The organism is Sphingomonas quercus (assembly GCF_018863195.1).
GTDB lineage: Bacteria > Pseudomonadota > Alphaproteobacteria > Sphingomonadales > Sphingomonadaceae > Solisphingomonas > Solisphingomonas quercus.
Genome location: NZ_JAHKRT010000002.1, coordinates 504449 through 523345 on the forward strand (window position 1 = coordinate 504449; position 18897 = coordinate 523345).

Genomic DNA, 18897 nt, shown 5'->3' on the forward strand with positions numbered 1-18897 from the left:
CAGCTTTGCCCCACATCCCCGTCGCCCCCCAACCGATCCCGGACCACTGGATACCCGGCGCGGAGAGCGGCAGTTCCCCCCTCTCCGTGGCGCGCGATCATGTGCGGGTTCGAACAGCGGGTGGCCGACCGGCCCTTTACCTGGGCGCCGCCGGCTCAGGCAGGCTGTCCAGCGCCTGTTCGGAGAGTGGCGGGCGCTTCGCCCGGGCCAGCACCGGATTGACCTTGGCGAAACCCTCGGCCGTGGCCTTGGCATAGGCGGCCTGCTCCACGCCGAGACGTTGGTGGAGCTGGTCGTAGATGGTGTAGAATTGTTGCGGCGGCGCGCTGTAGCCGCGCATCATCTTGGCCCCCAGCGCCGCGATCTGATTGTTGAGCTTGATCGGGAAGTTGAGCGGATCCTGACCGCTGCGGTTGCGGGTCTGGTAGAGATTGCCCTCGATCACCGCCAGCTTCGCCAGGAACGGCGCCGCCGCCGACTTGACCGCGGGATCCGTCGCCAGTGCCTCGCGGATCTTGCGGATGTTGAGCACGATCGTGTTCGCCGTCGAGAAATCGGCATTGATTCTGGTCGCGAGGTCGAACTGCTTCTGCAGGTCGGCCTGGGTGACCTCGGGATAGCGCGGATCAATGAGCAGCTTGAGCGGCTGGGTCTGCGACTGGCCATCGGCGGTGATGCGCACCTGATAGTCGCCCGGCACCGCGCGCGGCCCCAGAGCCGCCTGCGCGCCCCACACGATCATCCCGGGGAAGGTGGCGGGCCCGGCATATTGGCCGTTCCAGGTGAAGCGGTTGAGCCCGGCGGCGGTCGCCGGGGGACGCGCCCGCCCGCGCCGGCCGTCTTCCTCCTCATCATCGTCGCCATCGCCGGCATCGGCGCCGCCCCTGGCCGCGCTGGCGAAGCTGTTGACGACGGCGCCGTCCTTCAGGATGTCGATCGTCACCTTGTTGGCAGGCCTGGCGAGGCTATAGTCGATGACCGCCTGGTTGACCTGCAAAGTCATCGGCCGCGGCGTGAAAAGATGCAACGGCGCAGACGCCGTCTCACCCGAATATTGTCGCAGCCAGTCGACATCGTCGAGGATGTAGAGCGAGCGGCCGTGGGTCGCGATCACCACGTCCGAATTCTTGATGACGAGATCGGGGACCTGGGTATCCGGCAGGTTCAGGCGCAATGACTGCCAATGATCGCCATCGTCGAGCGAGAAATATATGCCGTGCTCGGTGCCGGCATAGAGCAGGCCCTTGCGCACCGGATCCTCGCGGATCACGCGCGGGAAGTCATCGCCGGGAATGCCGGTGACGATCTTGGTCCAGCTCTTGCCGTAATCGTGCGTGCGATAGAGATAGGGCGAGCGATCCCCCATCTGATAGCGGTTGGCGGCGAGATAGGCCGTGGCCGGATCGTGCGGCGAGGCATCGATGATGCTGACGCGCGCGAAATCCTTGAGGTCGGGCGGCGTGATCTTCGCCCAGTTCTTGCCGCCGTCACGGGTGATGTGGACATAGCCGTCATCCGACCCGGTCCAGATCAACCCTTCCGTGATCGGCGACGGCGCCACCGCGAAGATTGTGCCGTAGATTTCAGGCCCGTTCTGGTCATGCGTGATCGGCCCGCCGGAATCGCCGAGCGTCGCCGGATCGCCTCGCGTCAGGTCCGGGCTGATCTGCGTCCAGCTCTGCCCCTTGTCGGTGGTCATCCAGAGATGCTGGGAGGAGGTGTAGAGCCGGTTCGGGTCATGCGGATCGAACACGATCGGGAACGTCCACTGCCAGCGCTCCTTCAGGTCGCTGGCTGGCATGCCGGAGAAGAACAGAGGATAGGGCTCGACATCGTCCGACCGGCCGGTGCGCCGGTCATAGCGGGTGAGGAGCGCGCCCTGGCTGCCGGCATAAAATATGTTCGGGTTCTTCGGATCCGGCGCGATATAGCCGCTCTCGCCGCCGCCGACACCATAGAGCCAGTCGCCCGGCTTGCTGCCCATCGGGTTGCGGAAATTGACGCCGGCATCGCTCGGCACGCAGAGCGTGCTATTGTCCTGCTGCGCGCCGCACACCTGATAGGGAATGTCGGCGGTGGTGGCGACGTGATAAAGCTGCGCCGTGGGATAATTCTGCAACGTCCAGCTCTTGCCGCCATTGACCGATACGCTGGCGCCGCCGTCATTGGCCTCGATCATGCGGTCGGGATCATTGGGATCGATCCACAGATCGTGATTGTCGCCGTGCAGCGTCGGAATCGCCGCGAACGTCTTGCCCCCGTCAGTCGAGCGAAAGAAGGACGTGTTCATCGCATAGACGACGTCCTTGCGCTTCGGGTCGGCGTAGACACGGGTATAGTAGAAATTGCGCTGGCGGACCTTGCGCTCGTCATTGGTCTTGGCCCACGTCACACCGCCATCGTCGGAGCGGAAGACCCCGCCATCGCGGTTCTCAATCATCGCGTAGACGCGATTGCCGTCCGCCCCTGAGATGGACACGCCGATCTTGCCGATGACGCCGGCGGGAAGGCCGCGATTGCGCGTGATCTCCTTCCACGTGTCGCCGCCATCGGTCGACTTGTAGAGGCCGGACTCCGGGCCGCCGCTGGTCAGCTGCCAGGGCTTGCGGTTCACATCCCAGATCGCGGCGAACATCACGTTGCGATTGTGCGGGTCAATCGTCAGATCGACGGCGCCGGCGCTGTCGCTCTTGTACAGAATCTTCTGCCAGCTGGCGCCGCCATCGCGGGAGCGGAAGATGCCGCGTTCGGCATTCTTATCATAGGGATGGCCGAGCACCACGGCATAGACAAGGTCGGGATTGGCCGGATCGACCAGGATGCGGGCGATGGACTGGCTGTCCTTCAGTCCGACATTCTTCCACGTCTTGCCGCCGTCGCTTGTCTTGTAGACGCCGTCGCCCTGGATGATGTTGCCGCGCAGCTCCGTTTCGCCCGTGCCGATATAGACGATGTCCGGATTGGAGGCGGAGATGGCCACGGTGCCGACCGAGGAACTGGCGATCTTCTGGTCCGTCACCGGTTGCCAGCTGATGCCGCCGTCCGTCGTCTTCCACAGGCCGCCGCCGGTCGCGCCGAAATAATATTCGAGCGGCCGGTTCGGGCTGCCCGCCGCGCCGATCGAGCGGCCGCCGCGATTGGGGCCGATATTGCGCCATTTGAGCGAGCCGAAGGATACCGGCTGCTGCGCGACCACGGAAACCGGGCAGACCGAGGCCAGCAGGCCAGCCGCCACCCCGCTTAAAAGACAAGTTCTCATGCGCATGCCGGCTCCCCGCTTTTCCAATGCCTATGTCGTCTTGATCAGGACGCCCGCTCCTGGACTATTCCATCGGACCGATCCGCCGAGCGAAGCATCTGAACAGAGAGCACGAAGTTGCCGATCCAGTCATGATCTTGCCGAAAATGTACGGGACATCGCGTCCTAAAACAGGTCGCGACCGCATCCAGCAAGAAGATACACGGATATAATGGCAGACATCCTGCGACACGGATTGCCACTGTCAAGCAGATTCCGCTTTATCGATCCTGTATAGTGGAATTTTTCTGGAAAATAGACCGATGCCAGCCCGGCATGACGGATTCCGCGAAGACGAGCTGCGCATTTTGCCGCGGATATATGCTACTGACATTCATTATTTGTCCATTGTCCACTGGCATTGCGAGGAAGGACATGGCCCTGGCCGCCAGCCGTTCCAGTCCTTCATGCCCATTCTGCGACCTTCCATCGCGCGATGTCAGGGCCGGTCGAGCCGCGCGCGCCGCCCCGGGCCCTCCATCGGGAGGAGGGCTTTTCATAAGGACGGCCGCGCGGCGCCGCCCTTATCTGGTGTAGTTCGCGACGATCTGGCCGACGAGCTTCGCCCAGGGCATGTCGAGCGCGTCGTAGACGGCAGCCGCTTCCGGCGCGCCGTTGTCGCGCAGGATTTCGACCATGAAGGTGGCATAATCCGAGAGGATGACTCCGGCCTGCTGCAGACGGAGCAGGTTAACGTCATGCTTGGTCTTGCTGAACGTGCCCGAGGCGTCGACGGCGACATAGGCGTCATAGCCCTTCGCTACTGCCGTCATCGCCGGAAAGCCGGCGCAGACCTCGAGCGAAATGCCGGCGAAGATAAGCTTCCTGCGGCCCGTAGCCTCGATGGCGGCGGCGACGCGCGGATCGTCATAGGCGTTGACGGTGGCGCGGTCGATGATCCCGATCCCGTCCAGCGCCTCGACCAGCTCCGGGAAGGTCGGGCCCCACAGGCTGTCGCGGGCCGTGCTGGTGGCGACGATCGGCAGGCCCAGCGCCTTGGCGGCGCGGGCGAGCGCCACGACATTGTGCTTCAGCTCGCCGGTCTCATAGTCGCGCACGCCGGTCATCAGGTTCACCTGGTGATCGACGAGGATTACGGCGGCATTGTCCCTGGTCAGCGGCTCATAGATACGGGTCGTCATCTTCATCTCCAGCCAAAAGTCCGATGGGGGCTCACGATCATCGGTCGTGATAGCTGGAAGCTAGATGGTGGACGAGCGGCCCAGAAGTCGTCAAAACCGCAACCCAGCGTCCAAGCTGATGGACAATGAGGCAGGATGATGCTGGACCTGAACGACTTCTTCTACTTCGTCCAGGTGGTGGACCGGGGCGGCTTCACCGCCGCCGGCCGGACCTTGCGCATGCCGAAGTCGACGTTGAGCCACCGTATTCAGCAACTCGAGACCCAGCTTGGCGTGCGCCTGCTCAATCGGACCTCGCGGCGCTTCGGGATGACTGACTCCGGGGAGGATTTCTACCGGCACGCGGTGGCCATGCTGCGCGAGGCGGAACTTGCCGAAACGACGATCCGCGGGCGTCTCACCGAGCCGGTGGGCACCGTCCGCTGCACGGCAGGCTCGGCGACGATGCAGTTCGCGCTCGCCGACATCATCGCGGATTTCCTCACGCAGCACCCCAAGGTCAACGTCGTTGCCCATGCGGCGGATCGCACCGTGGATATCGTCGGCGAGAATTATGACATTGCGGTGCGGGCGCATTCGGACCCGTTGCCGGATTCCAACCTGGTCCAGCGCACGCTTGCGCCCGCGCCGTGGTTCCTGTTCGCCGGCTGCGATTATGTGAAGGAGCATGGTGCTCCGAAGACGCCGCAAGATCTGCGGGCGCATCCTTCGCTGTTCATGATGCGCACGGGCGTGCCGCCGGTCTGGCGACTGCGCCACGCCCGTCAGAAGCGGGACGAGATCATCATGCCGCTCACACCGCGGCTGCATGGTGACGACATGGTCGGATTGAAACAGGCCGCCATCAGGGGCCTCGGGGTGGTCGCGCTGCCGGGTTACATCTGCCGCCCCGAAGTTCATTCAGGTGCGCTGGAGCGGATCCTGCCCGACTGGCTGGCAGGCGATTCCACGCTCACCGCGCTGATCCCGTACCGCCAGGGCCTGCTGCCGTCCGTTCGTGCATTCCTCGACCATCTGGCTGCCGAGTTCCCCAGGCGGGTACTGATGTAGCGGCGTATCACCTCATCGCCGCGAAAGCGCTGCACTGCCTTATCCAGCGTCCAGTGGATTGGACGCTAGGTTTCAAACTCATCGACTTCTCGAACAGCGCGGCGACTTCATAATCAGCCTTATCGAACAGGCCGTTTAGGAGTGGAGCGTAATGGGCAGCGTCGGAAAGATCGAGCAGGCGAGGGGGCTTGCCGGGCGTCTCGGGCGGGTCGTTGCCGGGGTGCCGCACAACATCGGCACTGGCTTCTCGGCCAGGCACTTCTCGGAGGAGATGTTCTCCGGCGCGATGGACCCGCTGCTGATGGTCGACCATTTCATCATGACCGCGCCGACCTTCGAGCCGCACCTGCACGCCGGCATCTCGGCGGTCACCGCCATGTTCGAGGACTCGGAGGGCGCCTTCCTCAATCGCGATACGCTGGGCCATGCCATCGAACTGAAGGGTGGCGACCTCTACTGGCTGGCGGCGGCGAGCGGGGCCGCGCATGAGGAGAAACCGGCCCCGAACTCGCGCATCCATGCCTTGCAGCTGTTCGTGAACCTGCCGGAGCGGTTGAAGAAATGCCCGGCCCGCTCGCTCCACGTCAGCGCCGGCGACGTGCCGATCATCGCAGGCGACGGCCATCGCGTGCGCGTTGTCCTGGGTGCGAGCGGCGACGTCACTGGCGAAACCGGCACGCCCGAGGAGATGACGATGCTCGATGGCTTCCTGGCCGCTGGCGGCCGCTTCAGTCACGAGCTGCCCGAAGGCCGGCAGGCCTGGATCTACGCCGTATCCGGCACGGTCACGGCCACCCTTGACGGTGACGGGCGCGTGCTGGCCGCTGGCATGGCGACCACGATCGAGGCCGGTCTGCCGGCCAGCGTCGCGGTTGAGGCTGCCGCGCCGGCCCACTTCGTGCTGATGGCCGGCAGGCCGATCCGCGAGACGTTCGTCAAGCACGGGCCGCTGGTCATGTCGACCGCAGACGACGTGCGCCGCACGCTCGCCGATTTCGCCGGCGGCAAGTTCGGGCGCATCCCGGCCTGATCGCAATCCGCCCTCCACGCCCCAGGACCCTGACCGGGCAACGGCGCGACCGGCTCGCCGAGCATAGGCTGTCGCCTGCCTGCCCCATTTCGAGGAGATCGAGAGATGACCAACCTCAACGCCGTCCGGAGCCCTGTCGAGACCAGGGTGCCATGGCTATCGGCAACCGAGCGCGATCGCGAAGCTGCGCTCCTCGCCCACTTCGCCGATTTCTGGGGCACCGCCACCGGCGCACCCCGCGCCATCTATGACAGGTTCATCGCGGCGAGCCCGACGGTCGACGGCATCACCGTCAAGCAAGTCTCCACGGGCGCGGTGCATGGCTGGTGGGTGCGGCCGGTGCGTACGCCCGCTCCGGAACAGGCGATCCTGTTCATCCACGGCGGCGGCTACGTGCAGGGCAGCGCCAAGGCCTATCGCGGCTTCGTCAGCCAGATCGTCAGCCGGGCGGGCATCCCCGCGCTCGCGATCGACTATCCGCTGGCGCCGGAGGCCTCCTTGCCGGCGGCGCCGGACGCGGCGCTCGCTGCCTATAGGTTTCTGATCGAGCAGGGCTTCACCCGGATCGCGATCGTCGGCGACTCCGCGGGCGGCGGCCTGTCCCTGGTCACCCTGGCGCAACTCTCGCGGCAGTCCGAGATCGCCAGGCCGATCGCGGGCGTGATGTTCTCGCCGTGGACGGACCTCGCCTTCACCGGCCGGTCGATGAAGGATCCCGAACAGGTCGATGCGCTCATCAGCTTTGATTATCTGCAGGACTGCGCAGCCAAATATCTCGGCGCCTATGCAGCCACGGACCCGCTCGCCTCGCCGTTGCACGGTGATCTGGCCGGCCTGCCGCCTCTCCTGATCCAGGTCGGCACCGCCGAGCGCCTGCTCGATGACTCGCGGCAGTTCGCGGCCAGGGCGGTGGCTGCCGGCGTACCTGTCGAGCTGGAGATGTGGGAAGGATTGCACCACGTCTTCCAGCTCGACGTCGCCCACCTCGAGAGCAGCCGCACTGCGCTCGACCGCGCGGCACGCTTCCTCGCCCGCGCCTTCAACCCCTGACAGATGCGTGCCGCCGGCACGAAGGACCTTCAGGCGCTCTCGCGAGTTTTCCTGCGGTGCGCCCTCATTCCGCGGGGCACCCGGAGCCCTAATACGTTGATCGCGCAGGATTCGCAGCGGCCTCATTCGCCCGACACGGGGTCTCTCGTATCTCAGGACATGGCAAGCATCTTCGCCGGGCTGGATGCGAGCGCCGCTCAAAGCCGGTCCGCATCGGAAGTTCGCCCGATCAATCCCTCGGGACCAGCCCGCAGACGCTGGCGGAGCTGGTCGACCATAGGAGCGATCGTGGCTGTCGCAGCCTTGGCCGCGAACACGATGCTGGCCACCGGGCGTGATCGTCCCTTGGAGCGCGCGGTGCCCGCCACCCCCGCCGCACGGCTTGCGACAGCGGCGTCACCGATCACGCCTCCGCCGCTGATGGTCATGGCGCAAGAGCCTGAGCCTCCGGCGCCCATGGTCGAGCCGACCGCGGCACCGCCCCGACCGGCAACCGCCAGGCCGGCAAGCGCAAAGCGCAAGAAATCCCGCCTCTCCGCCCCGGCCCGGAGAGTACGCGTCGCCCAGGTGACCCACCATCCGGTTCCTCGCAACTGCGAAGGCACGATCCGGATGGAGCGTGCGCGTTGCATGTACCCCGAAGTCGTCGCGGCGGATGACCTTCTCCGCGACGCCTATGCGGACGCAGTACGTGCCGGCGTCGCCAACCGCACGCTCAACCGTTACCGGCATCGTTGGGAGCGGCTCCGCGGCCAGGCGCTGACGCAACCGGATCGGGTCGCGCGTGGATTCCGGGAGCTGGCGCGCGACCTGCAGGAGCTCGGCGCGGACACGGACGATGGCAGCGTGGGGCGGATTGCTGGTGCCTACTGATCGGCAAGCTTCAAGAGCACCCGTTGGCAGTGTTGACGGACGGTTGATCTACGCGGTCGGCGATGTCCACGGCTGTTATGACGAGCTTCGGAATCTGCTGGAAAAGATCGCCGCCGACGCCCGCGAGCGATCCGCCGGACGCCCCGTCAGCCTGATCTTCTGTGGCGACTATATCGATCGGGGACCAGCCTCCCGTGAGGTCGTGGATGCACTCTGGTGGCTGACCCGCCACGGGCCATTCGATCTCCACTGTCTCAAGGGCAATCACGAGCAGGGACTTCTCGATTATCTCGACAACCCGGCCGAAGCGGCCGGCTGGATGCAGTTCGGCGGGCTGGAGACGTTGCGCTCCTATGGGGTCGCCGCACCCGAGCTATATGACGATCCGGACGAGCATTGTCGTGCCCGTGATGATCTCCTCGAAAGCATGCCGGCCGCCCACCTGAAGTTTTTCGAGAGCCTTGAGTTGATGGTCGGCATCGGCGACTATGTGTTCGTCCATGCCGGCGTGCGTCCGGGCGTGCCGCTGGAGAAGCAGGCGGCTCGGGACCTGCTCTGGATCCGTCAGGAGTGGATCGAGAACGAGCGGCCTGCGGAGCGTATCGTCATACACGGGCATTCCTGGATTGACCACGAGCCGGACGTCTGCCCGCACCGGATCGGCATCGACACGGGCGCTTATGAGACCGGGGTGCTGTCGGCGGTGCGTATCGAAGATGGACAGATCGGCTTCTTGTCCGCTCGGGCGTCAGGACGTTGATGTCCGCAGGCGTCGGTCCGGTGCGCGTCGGCCCGCGGATCAGGTTTCCGTGCCGCCATGGCGCGGCTCGTCGAGCAGGCGGCGCAGGTCGTGTTCGATGCTGCCCGGATCGTCGATCCTGGGGGACAGCAACCGGATCCGTCCGTCGCGGTCGAAGATGAACAAGGTGGGCGTGTGCATCACCTCGATGTCGGCGGGATCCGGCGCCGGCGTGACGGAATAAGCGACGCGATAGCGGCGCGCGAGGCTTGCCAGCTGGTTCGGCGTTCCGCGCAAGCCGACGACCTGCGGCGCGAAGCTCTCGACATATCGCTTGAGGTCCTTCGCCGCGTCGCGATCGGGATCGACGGTCACGAAGAGGATGCGGACATCGCCGGCGCGGCCACCAAGATCACGTAGCACTCGCGAAAGCGTTGCCAGGGTGGTCGGGCAGATGTCCGGACAGAATGTGTAACCGAACTCCAGAACGACGATCTTGCCGCGAAACGTTTCTGCGGTGACGGTCCTTCCGTCCTGGACGCTCGTCATGTCGAAGGCGAGCGGCGGCAGGCGATCCTCCATTTCCACGAGGCGCCACGGATCCGGGCGATCGCAACCTGACAGGGCGAGCGACGAAAAGATGATCGCCGCCAGTCGCCACCCATGACTGTTCCGAAGGATTCTAGGCACGGATCATGCTCCCGCTCATTGCCGTGGCCTCCACCCGTTCATCGTTCAGGCGGAGGAAGTTAAGGACAATGATCGCCCCGACGACGCTCATCATCGAGGGTGGAATCCACAGGATCAGACCGGCAAGCTGCTGATCCTGAAGACCTGTCATCTGCATGATCCGCCCGCAGATCGCATAGACCTGGAAATGGTCGCGCGTGCTGAAGGCGACCGCCGCCCCGAGGAGGATCTGGGGCGGCATGATCGCCAGGCAAAGCAAGGCTCGCGGCCCATAGCCGAGGCGGGCGACAGGCGCCGGCCGCGGATCGAGGATCAGCGCCCAAAACAGGATGCCGTCGATGGTGACGCTCCAGTTCATCAGCGTATAGAGCCGCGGGTCCAGCATCGCGTAGAAGTGGACGGGCGGCGCCGGCCAGAGATAGATCAACCCCACAAACAAGAGTGTCGCCACGGCGGGCTGCTGCACCATTGCCATGGCGCCTCTGATCCACGTCGCGTCGAGCAGCCGCTTAAGCCGTCGGGGCATCCCGCGTACCAGCACCCCGCCCGGATCGCCGAGCGCGATCAGAAACGGCCCGGAATGATGCAGCACGAGATGCTGGAGCCGATGGATGAAGAACATGTGCTGCGCGGCGTAGTCGATATGGGTCTGCATCGCGGCGTAGATCAGGAACAGGCCAGCGAAATAGGCCGCGATCCGCCACCGGCGCGGCTTGCGGCTATCGGGGCATGAGGCAAAGCCACGAAGGTACCAGAGGGCTGCGAAGCTGGTGGCGAGGAACACGCCCCACGAAAACTCGTAAGGCATCCAGAGCGGGAGGGACGCCGGATAGAGCCGCACCGCCATGAACTCTGCCGCGCCGAGCAGCAACACCGCTGCCACCAGCACCCGGTGGCGGCGGCCGGCGACCCACTGCGCGATCGCGTCGAAGCGGCCCGTCACGGCAGCCTGATCTGAAGATAGCGCAGGGCGAAGGGGACAGCGAAGGTGGTCAGCAGCATCGAGAAGGCGACGAGCATGAGCAGCCAAGCCTGTCGGCGCATGCGCTGGCGAGGCGGCGTGCCGGTCCCGCGATATCCGGGGGGAACCGGCTGTTCAAGGCCGTCAGCCCTTGCCTGGCGCTCCTCAACCGACATCCTCTCTCTCCTCGCCGCCGCATTCGCACGAGCCGGACATGGCTTGGAGGACATAGATCCCTCGATACCGGTCATTCATGGTGAGGGCGGCGGGGACGCTCCTCGATGCCGTCGCGGCTCATCCGCCGGATCGACTGTGGCGACAGGCCATGGATCTTGAGAAAGGCCCGCCGCATGCGCTCGGGGTCGTTGAAGCCGACAGCGCGCGCGATTTGCTCGACCGGCTCGGCCCCGTCTCGCAGTCGGATCTGGGCGGCCTCGACCCGCAGGCGCTCGACGGCGCGGGCGGGCGTCTCACCGGTTTCTCTCCGGAACGCCCGGCCGAACTGGCGCGTGCTCAGGCTTGCCGCCTCGGCGAGACGCTCGATCGGGAGCGGCTGGTCCAGATTCGCACGCGCAAAGCCGAGGGCCCGACGGATACGATCGGATTCCGGCTCCATTCGCGACATCTCGGAGAATTGCGACTGGCCGCCCGGCCGACGATGATGGACCACCTGTTCGCGCGCGACGGCGCGCGACAGCTCGATGCCGTGATCTGCCTCCAGCACGGCGAGCGCGAGATCGATGCCGGCCGTCACCCCTGCGGATGTCCATACCGGACCGTCGGCGACATAGATCAGGTCGGGCTGGACGCGCACGGCCGGATAACGCGTCTGCAGTTCGCGCGTGGAACGCCAATGGGTCGTGGCACGGCGGCCGTCCAGCCATCCTGTCGCCGCCAGCAGCATCGCGCCCGTGCAGACGCTGGCGATGCGCTGCGCCCGCGAGGCGAGCAGGGTAGCAGCGCGGATCGCTCCGGGCTCCCCCATCGGCGCCGTCTGCCCGCCGACGAATATCACCGTGTCGACGCGGGCTTCGGTGTAAGGGACGGTGTCGACGGACGCGCTTCGTCCCGGCACCAGGCCGCCGCCCTCCGACAGCACCGAGAGATGATAGAGTTGGGTCCCGGCCACCATCGAGGCCGATTCGAACACCGACAGCGGCCCGGCCAGATCGAGGAACCAATATCCCGGACAGATGAAGAAGCCGATGTGATGCATGGCGGCGCCGCGCGTCCTAGACCGGCTTTGCCACGACGAGGATGGCGATGATCGCGGCCGCCACGGCGATGCCGATGGCGGTGTGCTCCGGCGCGATGCGCAGCCGCAACTGCTCGCCCCGCCTGATCCGCCGCAGCCGGCCGGACTGCACGCCGTGCAGCGCCGTCAACGCCACGACGATGGCAAGCTTTCCCCACAGCCACGGGCTCGCGAACCAGCCTCCGTCCACCGCGATCGTCGCGCCGGTCAGCCAGACCAGGAGCATAGCGGGGACCGTCACGCGGCGATCCCAATGGCTGACGAGCGCACCCGTGCCTCTATCGCCGCGCCGGCCGGCCGCAACGGCAACGCTCTGCGCGAACAAGCCGGCGATGAAGATGAGGACGGCGGCGACGTGGATAGCCTTGATCCAGAGATAGGGGATCACGGTCTTTCCTTCAGCGAAGCGACGACCGACGCCTGTTTGCGGCGCAGCAGCCCGGCATTGAGAAACCCGCCGAACGGGACGAAGGCGGCGAGGCTCATCCGTGCGATCTCGCTTCTGGTCCAGCCGCCTCCGGCGGATGCGGCGATCAGGGTCCAGATATAGGCCAGGAAGGCGGCCCCATGGACCGGACCGATGATCCGGACACCCGCCGAATAGCCGAACGCGTGCTTGAGCGGCACCGCCACCAGCAACAGCGCGAGCAGGGTCGTCGCCTCGGCGAACGACGCCAGGCGCAGGCGGCGGATATCTGCCACATCGTCGGCGGTGGGCGCGAAGTGGACGGATCGGTTCATATGGCTCGTCTCCGGCCCTTAGAGATGGGAGGGATCAGCGCCGCTGCGCCGCAGGAGCGCGATCAGCGCCGTCTGCGCGCGCTCGTCGGCCTGCCGGTCGCGGCGGAAGCGCATCGCGCTATGATGGCCGAGATAAATTCCCCACAGCTCCCACACAATCTGTTCGACGTCGGTTTCCCCGCGCAGATGCCCCAGCTCCATCGCGCGTCCGACATTGGCACGCAGCAGCTCACGCCACTCATCGTCGAGCGCGACCAGCCGGTCGCGGACCACGCCCGCCATGTCGTCAAGCTCGAACATGGCGGCGGCGGCAGGGCAGCCACCGCAAAGCCCTGCTCGCGCCGACCAGCCGAACCAGCGGCCGACCAGCGCCATCAGTCTGGGCAGTCCCTCCGGAACCTGCATCGCCGGCTCGACGATATGGCGCCGCGCGATGCGTGCCGTCTCCTCGATCAGCGCGACCTCGAGTGCTTCCCGCGACTGAAAATGGGCGAACAATCCGCTTTTCGACAATCCGGTCGCCTCGGCGAGACGCCCGATCGTGACGGACGACAATCCGCCGCGGCTCATCGCCTGCAATCCCTCTTCGATAACCCGATGTCGTGTTCTCTCGGCTTTCATGCCGATTTAGTACGAACGATCGTGCTATTTGGCAACCATGTTATTGGTCAGGGTCAAGATGATCGGCGACGTCGGTTTCGAACGGCCTTTCCGGTCGAGCCGGTCCCAGCCATGGGTGACACAGTCGGCCAGCCGGTTGAGCGGCCCCGGTGACGAGGGGGCTTGGCATGCCGCGCATTTCCTGCGACCCGTCCGGCCATGGGAATAGATGTCGACAGCCTCCGGTTGATGATCGACGCGTATCAACGCTTTGGTCCTTTTGGCGAAACCCTCCAGCTCGGGCGGCAGGGCCTGTATGTCGTCTCCTCGGCCGCGGATGGCTGGCTGCAGACGGCGGGGCTCGGCGAAAGTCTGGCCGAGGCCTCCGGCGGGCATCACTTCGCCGATATGGCGCTGCTCTCGCGTTTCGGCGTGACGCGCAGCGTCGCCGCCGATGCCTCGCCCTATGAGGGGGCGGCGATCGTCCACGATTTCAACCAGCCGCTGCCCGACGACCTGCATCAGAGCTTCGACACGGTGATCGACTTCGGATCGACGGAGCATATCTTCAACATCGCCCAGTCGCTGACCAACCTCATGAACCTCGTTCGGGTCGGCGGGCGGCTGATCGCCTGCGTGCCGGCGAACAACTGGCTGGGCCATGGCTTCTACCAGTTCAGCGCCGAGATGCCGTTCCGGGTGTTCACCCCGGCAAACGGCTTTCGTCTCCACGCCGTCTATTACGGCACGCTCAGCGACGCGCCGCTCCGGCCCCAGCAGGATGCGGGCGCGGATGGCGCGCGCGGGGAGATCGGCCTCACCCCGGACAAGCATTCGCTCCTCTACATCGCCGAGAAGACGGAGCATGTCGTGCCCTTCGCCCGGCGGTGGCCGCAGCAGGGTGATTATGACGCGACCTGGCAGGCGGCTGTCGCCGGCTGATCACGCGCCTCCGGCATGCCGTGTGATTGCGTGATCACCGGCCGGTACCGCCCGCGCCCGGGGCTTTGCGATCGGACGCGGCCGGGCCCTCACTCAGGCATCCCATCCCCCTTCTCCCTCAGGCGCGGACGTCTGCGGCTGTGTCGCATGAACGGCTTCCTCATCGCGGTGCGCTGATTGCCCGGGAAAGCGGCGTTGACGCCCCCGCGTCCCTCTGCCAATCGTCCGCCATGAGCCTGTTGAACGATCGGCAGCAACCGGCTCGTGATAAGCGCATCAGCACGACCGCGCGGCAGGCCTTGGTGCTGACGGCGCTCATCTGGCTGGTCACCTCTTACGGCGCATATGCGGTGTCCGAGCTGATCGCGGGGCGCACGGGTTTTGTCCGCGATCTGCCCCTGGACTTGCCGGCGGTGCTGGCCGTCGCGTTGCTCGCCTTCGGCCTCTATCCGGTGGCGGTGGCGCAGGAGGCCCGCTCCCCGGTGAGACGGTGGGCGGCGATGCTCGCCGCCGCCGTCGCTATCGCCTTTGCGCAGTCGATCGTAAACATGCTCGAGAACTGGATGCTCGGCGTTATCCCGGCACTTGAAGCTGCGCACCTGCCGCTTATTCGCCAGCGCTTCGGACGCAACTTTCTGTCGCATCTGTACATGTGCATTGCGACCGGCGCATTGTTCATCTTCCTGATCGAAACCCGCCGGACGGAATTGCAGAGGCTCCAGCGGCTTCGTGCCGAACGCATAGCGGCCGATGCGCGGATGGCAGCGCTCAGCCTGCAGATGAACCCGCATTTCCTGTTCAACGCGCTGAACAGCGTGTCGAGCCTGATCATCCTGGGTGAAACGGCGGCGGCCGACGCCATGGTCGGCCGTCTCGCCGATTTCCTGCGCCGCTCGCTCAGCGCCGATCCGACGGTGCCGATCCCGCTCAGCGAAGAGATGGGCGCCGTTGCCTCCTATATGGAGATCGAGGAAACCCGCTTCGAGGAACGGCTGATTTTCACGCTCGACCTTCCGGACGACCTTGCCCAGCAAGAGGTCCTCCCGTTTCTCCTGCAACCGCTGGCTGAGAACGCCGTCAAATATGGTGTTGCGCGCTCCCGCCGGCCCGTGGAGGTGAGGGTGTCGGCGCACCGCGAAGACGGGGTCCTGATCCTGCGCGTCGAGGACGATGCCGCGACCCAGGAGAGCGCGTCGCCAGGGCCAGGCATAGGGATCGCCATCGGCAATGTTCGAGAGCGCCTCGCCGTGCACTACGGGCCGCAGGCCAGCGTCACCGCCCACGCCACGGAGTCCGGCTTCGTGAGCGAAATCCGCATCCCGCTGCGCTAGGTGCGCAGCGCCGCAATCCGGGCCGCATAGCTGCGCCCGACCGAGATCCGGTCGCCCGCCCGCAGCCGCAGCACCGGCGCGCGAGATGCCGAGCGGCTGATCGCCACCACGCAATCGCGCCGGACGATGACGGACCGGTGAACCCGAATGAACACCTCCGGGTCGAGCCGCTTCTCCAGGCTGCTCAGCGGCTCGCGGTAAAGAACGGTCCGCGTCCCTATGCGCAGTCGCACATAATCGCGCTCCGCCTCGATAAGATCGACCGCATCCAGGGGGACGCGCACCGTCTCGGTGGTGCTCCTCACCCAGATTTCCCGCTCATAGCGCGGTTGCGGCACGGGCGCGGCGTTGCGGCGGAGGTTGGCGATGATCTCGCGCATCTCCTCCAGCCTCGTCGCCGCTTCGGCGCGGTCGCGGTGCTCGCGGGCGCGGTCCAGCGCGGTGTAGAGCCGCGACGCCTCGACCGGCTTCACGAGATAATCCACCGCCCTCGCATCGAAGGCGCGGCCGGCATAATGATCGAACGCGGTGACGAAGATGATAATGGGCTGCTCGTCACTCTCCAGCCGCTCAACCACCTCGAAGCCGCCCAGCCCCGGCATCTCGACGTCGAGCAGCACCACATCCGGCCGCTGGGCGCGGATCGCGACAAGCGCCTCATCGCCATCGCGCGCAGTGGTGATCAGCCGCACGCCCTCGTACCGCTCGATGAGGAATCGCAGTCGCCGGATCGCCAGCGGCTCGTCGTCGGCCACCAAGATTGAAAGCTCGCTCATCCCGGCGCCCTGATAGGAGAAGCTTTCCGTTTCACCAACATCGCGTGACGCTGGTCATCGCGATGACGCCGTTCGTCGCACGGTGCGCCCCGCCGTCGCAACTTCGCGGCTGCGGAACGCAACCGCGCTGCGGGCGACGACCCGGCCGACTACACCGCCCCCAACGCGAGGCCGGGCGGTTGTGACGACGCTCCGGATCGCGGCCACCACAGCAGCGGCGCGGGGACCGCCATGCTGTCGGTGCGAGGGCGCGCGATGCGTCCTCGCACCGGTCGAACAGAGGGACACGACATGACGGACTTCACGACCTACCGGCGCGGCCTGACTGCCGGCGCGCTCGCGCTGGCGTTTGTTGCCAGCAACTCCGCGTACGCGGCAACGATGACCAACGGCAATGGCGACGGGCAGGTTTCGATCGAACTCGACGACAATGGGGCATTCAGCACCGCCATCTACAACCCGCTCGGGGCGGCGGGAGCGGCCGACGCAGTGTATGCGTCCGACCTTTATCTGCGCACGTCCAGCGGCGTGACCAGCCTGAGCGGCATTCGCGCCAACTTCGTGACTGGCGACCAGCGACAGCGCACCAGCGTCTTTACGCTCGGCTCGCTCAGCTTCACCCTCACCCAGACGCTCTCGGACCTGATCAGCGACGGCGTGCAGACCGGCACGATGCTGACCCAGGCCTACAGCTTCACCAACCTTTCCGGGGAGTCCCAGGCGCTGAGCTTCGGCCGCTATCTCGATGGCGACCTCAATTTCGGCGCGGGCGGCAACGGCAATGACGGGGGCGGAAAGCTCGTCTCCGGCGGTCAGACAGTGCTGTTCGAGACGGACGCCGCGACCGGCCGTAACGATCTGGCGACGTTCATCGGCATCTACAATGAGGGCGGCGAGGCGCTCGGTTTCGATGTCGATCATTACGGGTCGCTCCGCCCGCGCATCGGCGGAGGCAGTTCGCTGAACAACCTCGTAAACGGCGACGGCAATGGCGACGGATTCATCGACGCTGGAGGCGGCTATGACGTCGCGCTGGGCCTCATCAACGGGTTTTCCATCGGCGCTGGCGAGCAAAGCCTGTTCACGACTCACACGATCTTCGGATCCGGGACACCCGGCTCGGTGCAGGTCCCGGGCGCTGTGCCGGAGCCGGCCACCTGGGCGATGATGATCGGCGGCTTCGGCCTTGTCGGCGCCTCAATGCGGCGGCGTCGGGTGGGCCTCGCTGCGGCCTGAGGGCGACCGGCGCGCCCCCTCCCGGGGGGGCGTCGGACGCCAGGCTGCGATGCGGTCCCCGCGCGGTGAGGTCATCACCCGCCCCAAGCTTTTGCGCGTGATGCTGGGCCGCATGCCGGCCCGCACGGATCGGAGCCGCACGGCGCCCCCTATCCTGTCGAGAATTCTTACAATGTTGTTGCGACGCAAAAACAACGCTCGCGGCTTAATCGTTTCGGGAACGACGCCGGCGCGGCAATTGGCGTGAAAAATGCGCTCAATCCATGGAACCAAGTCTGACGAGGCCGTGAGAGGCTTGGCTCGCCGGCACGATCTCGCCACTAAGTTCCATAGTGTCGGGCCTGCTGACGATGCTGGCGCAAGTAATCGGAATGCGATCCCGGAAAACGTCTTGCTCCCGCGGATTTTCGTAGGTGGCACGGCTCTTGCTAATCGGGTCGCGGAAGGATTAACCATGACCAGAATTAGTATGCTTTTGACTACCGTGGGCATCGCCGCAGTCGCGGCCGCTGCTCCGGCCTCTGCCACCATCGTTCTTGTCGATGCGAGCTCGATCCAGGGCGACAATGTCCTGTTCAATACGGGCGTGCAGACCGGCACCACCGTTACCGGCTCCACTCTCGGCGGCAACGCCATCGCTTTCACGGGTTCGACCGTTGGAGGCGGAAACATCATTCGTGCCCAGGGCGGTCAGGCCCGGCTCGAAGGTGCACTGAACACCGCGACCCGCAACCCGAACGACACGTTGGCGCTGAGCTCGCTGAACTTCGCGCTGGTCGGCGGCGGCACCTTCAACGACCTGGAGTTCAACCTCTTCGGCGAGGGCGCAACTGCAGTCACGTTCGCGCTGACCGACAACCAGGGCGAGGTGTTCAACTTCGTTCAGGCGCTCGGCAACGGCCAGAACAGGTTCGGCTTTCAGGGCATCGACGGCGAGAGCATTGCCAGCGTCTCGCTGAGCTTCAACGGCACCGGCGTTGGCGACGTTCGCCAGATCCGCCTCACCGAGACGCCGGCAGCCCCGGCCGTGCCGGAGCCCGCCACGTGGGCCATGATGCTCGTGGGCTTCGGCTTCGTCGGCTACGGCATGCGTGGGCGGCGGGTGATCGCCACGCTCGCCTGACGCAATTTCCGATGTGGGGAGGGGGGCGCTTGCGCCCTCCTTTTCATTTTGAGTGCTGAT

At 65.9% G+C, this 18897-nt stretch carries 17 protein-coding genes and 1 pseudogene; 9 read left to right on the plus strand and 9 right to left on the minus strand.

The window, feature by feature from the left end; translation table 11 throughout:
- Nucleotides 1–136 precede the first annotated feature (136 nt).
- A complete protein-coding gene (locus KOF26_RS05570; RefSeq protein WP_216321372.1) occupies nt 137–3235 on the minus strand; it encodes a VPS10 domain-containing protein in 3099 nt (1032 codons plus the stop codon).
- A gap of 587 nt (nt 3236–3822) precedes the next feature.
- Nucleotides 3823–4440, minus strand: coding sequence for an isochorismatase family protein (locus KOF26_RS05575; protein WP_216321375.1), 618 nt, complete (start codon nt 4438–4440; stop codon nt 3823–3825).
- Between the two features lie 135 nt (nt 4441–4575).
- Here KOF26_RS05575 and KOF26_RS05580 point away from each other — a divergent pair, with 135 nt between their 5' ends.
- The 5 genes from KOF26_RS05580 (at nt 4576) to KOF26_RS05600 (ending at nt 9203) form a co-directional block, all read left to right on the plus strand.
- A complete protein-coding gene (locus tag KOF26_RS05580; RefSeq protein WP_216321378.1) occupies nt 4576–5490 on the plus strand; it encodes a LysR substrate-binding domain-containing protein in 915 nt (304 codons plus the stop codon).
- A 151-nt stretch (nt 5491–5641) separates the two neighbouring features.
- Nucleotides 5642–6520 carry a pirin family protein gene (locus tag KOF26_RS05585; protein ID WP_216321381.1) on the plus strand — a complete coding sequence of 293 codons (879 nt, stop codon included), beginning with the start codon at nt 5642–5644 and terminating at the stop codon, nt 6518–6520.
- 105 nt (nt 6521–6625) lie between these two features.
- Complete coding sequence (locus tag KOF26_RS05590) at nt 6626–7570, plus strand: alpha/beta hydrolase (RefSeq protein ID WP_216321384.1); 945 nt, start codon at nt 6626–6628, stop codon at nt 7568–7570.
- 159 nt (nt 7571–7729) lie between these two features.
- Nucleotides 7730–8443 (plus strand): hypothetical protein, encoded by a 714-nt coding sequence (locus KOF26_RS05595; RefSeq protein ID WP_216321387.1) that lies wholly within the window; start codon nt 7730–7732, stop codon nt 8441–8443.
- Between the two features lie 43 nt (nt 8444–8486).
- A complete protein-coding gene (locus KOF26_RS05600; protein ID WP_253201112.1) occupies nt 8487–9203 on the plus strand; it encodes a metallophosphoesterase family protein in 717 nt (238 codons plus the stop codon).
- Nucleotides 9204–9242: 39 nt separating this feature from the next.
- On the opposite strand, the gene KOF26_RS05605 is transcribed toward KOF26_RS05600, so the two are convergent.
- From KOF26_RS05605 to KOF26_RS05630, 6 genes are all read right to left on the minus strand, one after another.
- Nucleotides 9243–9872 carry an SCO family protein gene (locus KOF26_RS05605; protein ID WP_216321393.1) on the minus strand — a complete coding sequence of 210 codons (630 nt, stop codon included), beginning with the start codon at nt 9870–9872 and terminating at the stop codon, nt 9243–9245.
- A complete protein-coding gene (locus KOF26_RS05610; RefSeq protein WP_216321396.1) occupies nt 9865–10815 on the minus strand; it encodes a cytochrome c oxidase assembly protein in 951 nt (316 codons plus the stop codon). Before KOF26_RS05610 ends, KOF26_RS05605 begins: the two co-directional genes overlap by 8 nt.
- Nucleotides 10816–11080: 265 nt before the next feature.
- Nucleotides 11081–12049 carry a GlxA family transcriptional regulator gene (locus KOF26_RS05615; RefSeq protein WP_216321399.1) on the minus strand — a complete coding sequence of 323 codons (969 nt, stop codon included), beginning with the start codon at nt 12047–12049 and terminating at the stop codon, nt 11081–11083.
- A gap of 16 nt (nt 12050–12065) precedes the next feature.
- A complete protein-coding gene (locus KOF26_RS05620; protein ID WP_216321402.1) occupies nt 12066–12476 on the minus strand; it encodes a CopD family protein in 411 nt (136 codons plus the stop codon).
- The gene (locus tag KOF26_RS05625) at nt 12473–12790 is read right to left on the minus strand and encodes a DUF3817 domain-containing protein (protein WP_216321406.1); all 318 of its coding nucleotides are present in this window, start codon (nt 12788–12790) and stop codon (nt 12473–12475) included. The genes KOF26_RS05620 and KOF26_RS05625 overlap by 4 nt, the downstream gene beginning before the upstream one ends.
- Nucleotides 12791–12847: 57 nt before the next feature.
- Complete coding sequence (locus KOF26_RS05630; protein ID WP_301183111.1) at nt 12848–13450, minus strand: TetR/AcrR family transcriptional regulator; 603 nt, start codon at nt 13448–13450, stop codon at nt 12848–12850.
- Between the two features lie 228 nt (nt 13451–13678).
- On the opposite strand from KOF26_RS05630, the gene KOF26_RS05635 reads away from it, so the two are divergent.
- Both KOF26_RS05635 and KOF26_RS05640 read left to right on the plus strand, forming a co-directional pair.
- A complete protein-coding gene (locus tag KOF26_RS05635; RefSeq protein ID WP_216321411.1) occupies nt 13679–14371 on the plus strand; it encodes a class I SAM-dependent methyltransferase in 693 nt (230 codons plus the stop codon).
- Nucleotides 14372–14601: 230 nt separating this feature from the next.
- Nucleotides 14602–15702 (plus strand): sensor histidine kinase, encoded by a 1101-nt coding sequence (locus KOF26_RS05640; protein ID WP_216321415.1) that lies wholly within the window; start codon nt 14602–14604, stop codon nt 15700–15702.
- Here the strand turns inward: KOF26_RS05640 and KOF26_RS05645 are convergent.
- On the minus strand, nt 15699–16478 hold the full coding sequence (locus KOF26_RS05645) for a LytR/AlgR family response regulator transcription factor (RefSeq protein WP_216321418.1): 780 nt from the start codon (nt 16476–16478) through the stop codon (nt 15699–15701). The two genes, KOF26_RS05640 and KOF26_RS05645, sit on opposite strands and share 4 nt — an antisense overlap.
- Before the next feature lie 1083 nt (nt 16479–17561).
- On the opposite strand from KOF26_RS05645, the pseudogene KOF26_RS17465 reads away from it, so the two are divergent.
- Nucleotides 17562–17714 (plus strand): annotated as a pseudogene (locus tag KOF26_RS17465) (PEPxxWA-CTERM sorting domain-containing protein); the annotation flags it as partial.
- 454 nt (nt 17715–18168) lie between these two features.
- Nucleotides 18169–18837 (plus strand): PEPxxWA-CTERM sorting domain-containing protein, encoded by a 669-nt coding sequence (locus tag KOF26_RS05655; RefSeq protein ID WP_253201115.1) that lies wholly within the window; start codon nt 18169–18171, stop codon nt 18835–18837.
- Nucleotides 18838–18897 lie beyond the last annotated feature (60 nt).

Coding starts and splice junctions, on each gene's coding strand:
- KOF26_RS05640 (WP_216321415.1), top strand. CDS start 14,602: ATGAGCCTGTTGAACGATCGGCAGCAACCGGCTCGTGATAAGCGCATC.
- KOF26_RS05590 (WP_216321384.1), top strand. CDS start 6,626: ATGACCAACCTCAACGCCGTCCGGAGCCCTGTCGAGACCAGGGTGCCA.
- KOF26_RS05655 (WP_253201115.1), top strand. CDS start 18,169: ATGACCAGAATTAGTATGCTTTTGACTACCGTGGGCATCGCCGCAGTC.
- KOF26_RS05580 (WP_216321378.1), top strand. CDS start 4,576: ATGATGCTGGACCTGAACGACTTCTTCTACTTCGTCCAGGTGGTGGAC.
- KOF26_RS05575 (WP_216321375.1), bottom strand. CDS start 4,440: ATGACGACCCGTATCTATGAGCCGCTGACCAGGGACAATGCCGCCGTA.
- KOF26_RS05645 (WP_216321418.1), bottom strand. CDS start 16,478: ATGAGCGAGCTTTCAATCTTGGTGGCCGACGACGAGCCGCTGGCGATC.
- KOF26_RS05615 (WP_216321399.1), bottom strand. CDS start 12,049: ATGCATCACATCGGCTTCTTCATCTGTCCGGGATATTGGTTCCTCGAT.
- KOF26_RS05630 (WP_301183111.1), bottom strand. CDS start 13,450: ATGAAAGCCGAGAGAACACGACATCGGGTTATCGAAGAGGGATTGCAG.
- KOF26_RS05595 (WP_216321387.1), top strand. CDS start 7,730: ATGGCAAGCATCTTCGCCGGGCTGGATGCGAGCGCCGCTCAAAGCCGG.
- KOF26_RS05635 (WP_216321411.1), top strand. CDS start 13,679: ATGATCGACGCGTATCAACGCTTTGGTCCTTTTGGCGAAACCCTCCAG.
- KOF26_RS05585 (WP_216321381.1), top strand. CDS start 5,642: ATGGGCAGCGTCGGAAAGATCGAGCAGGCGAGGGGGCTTGCCGGGCGT.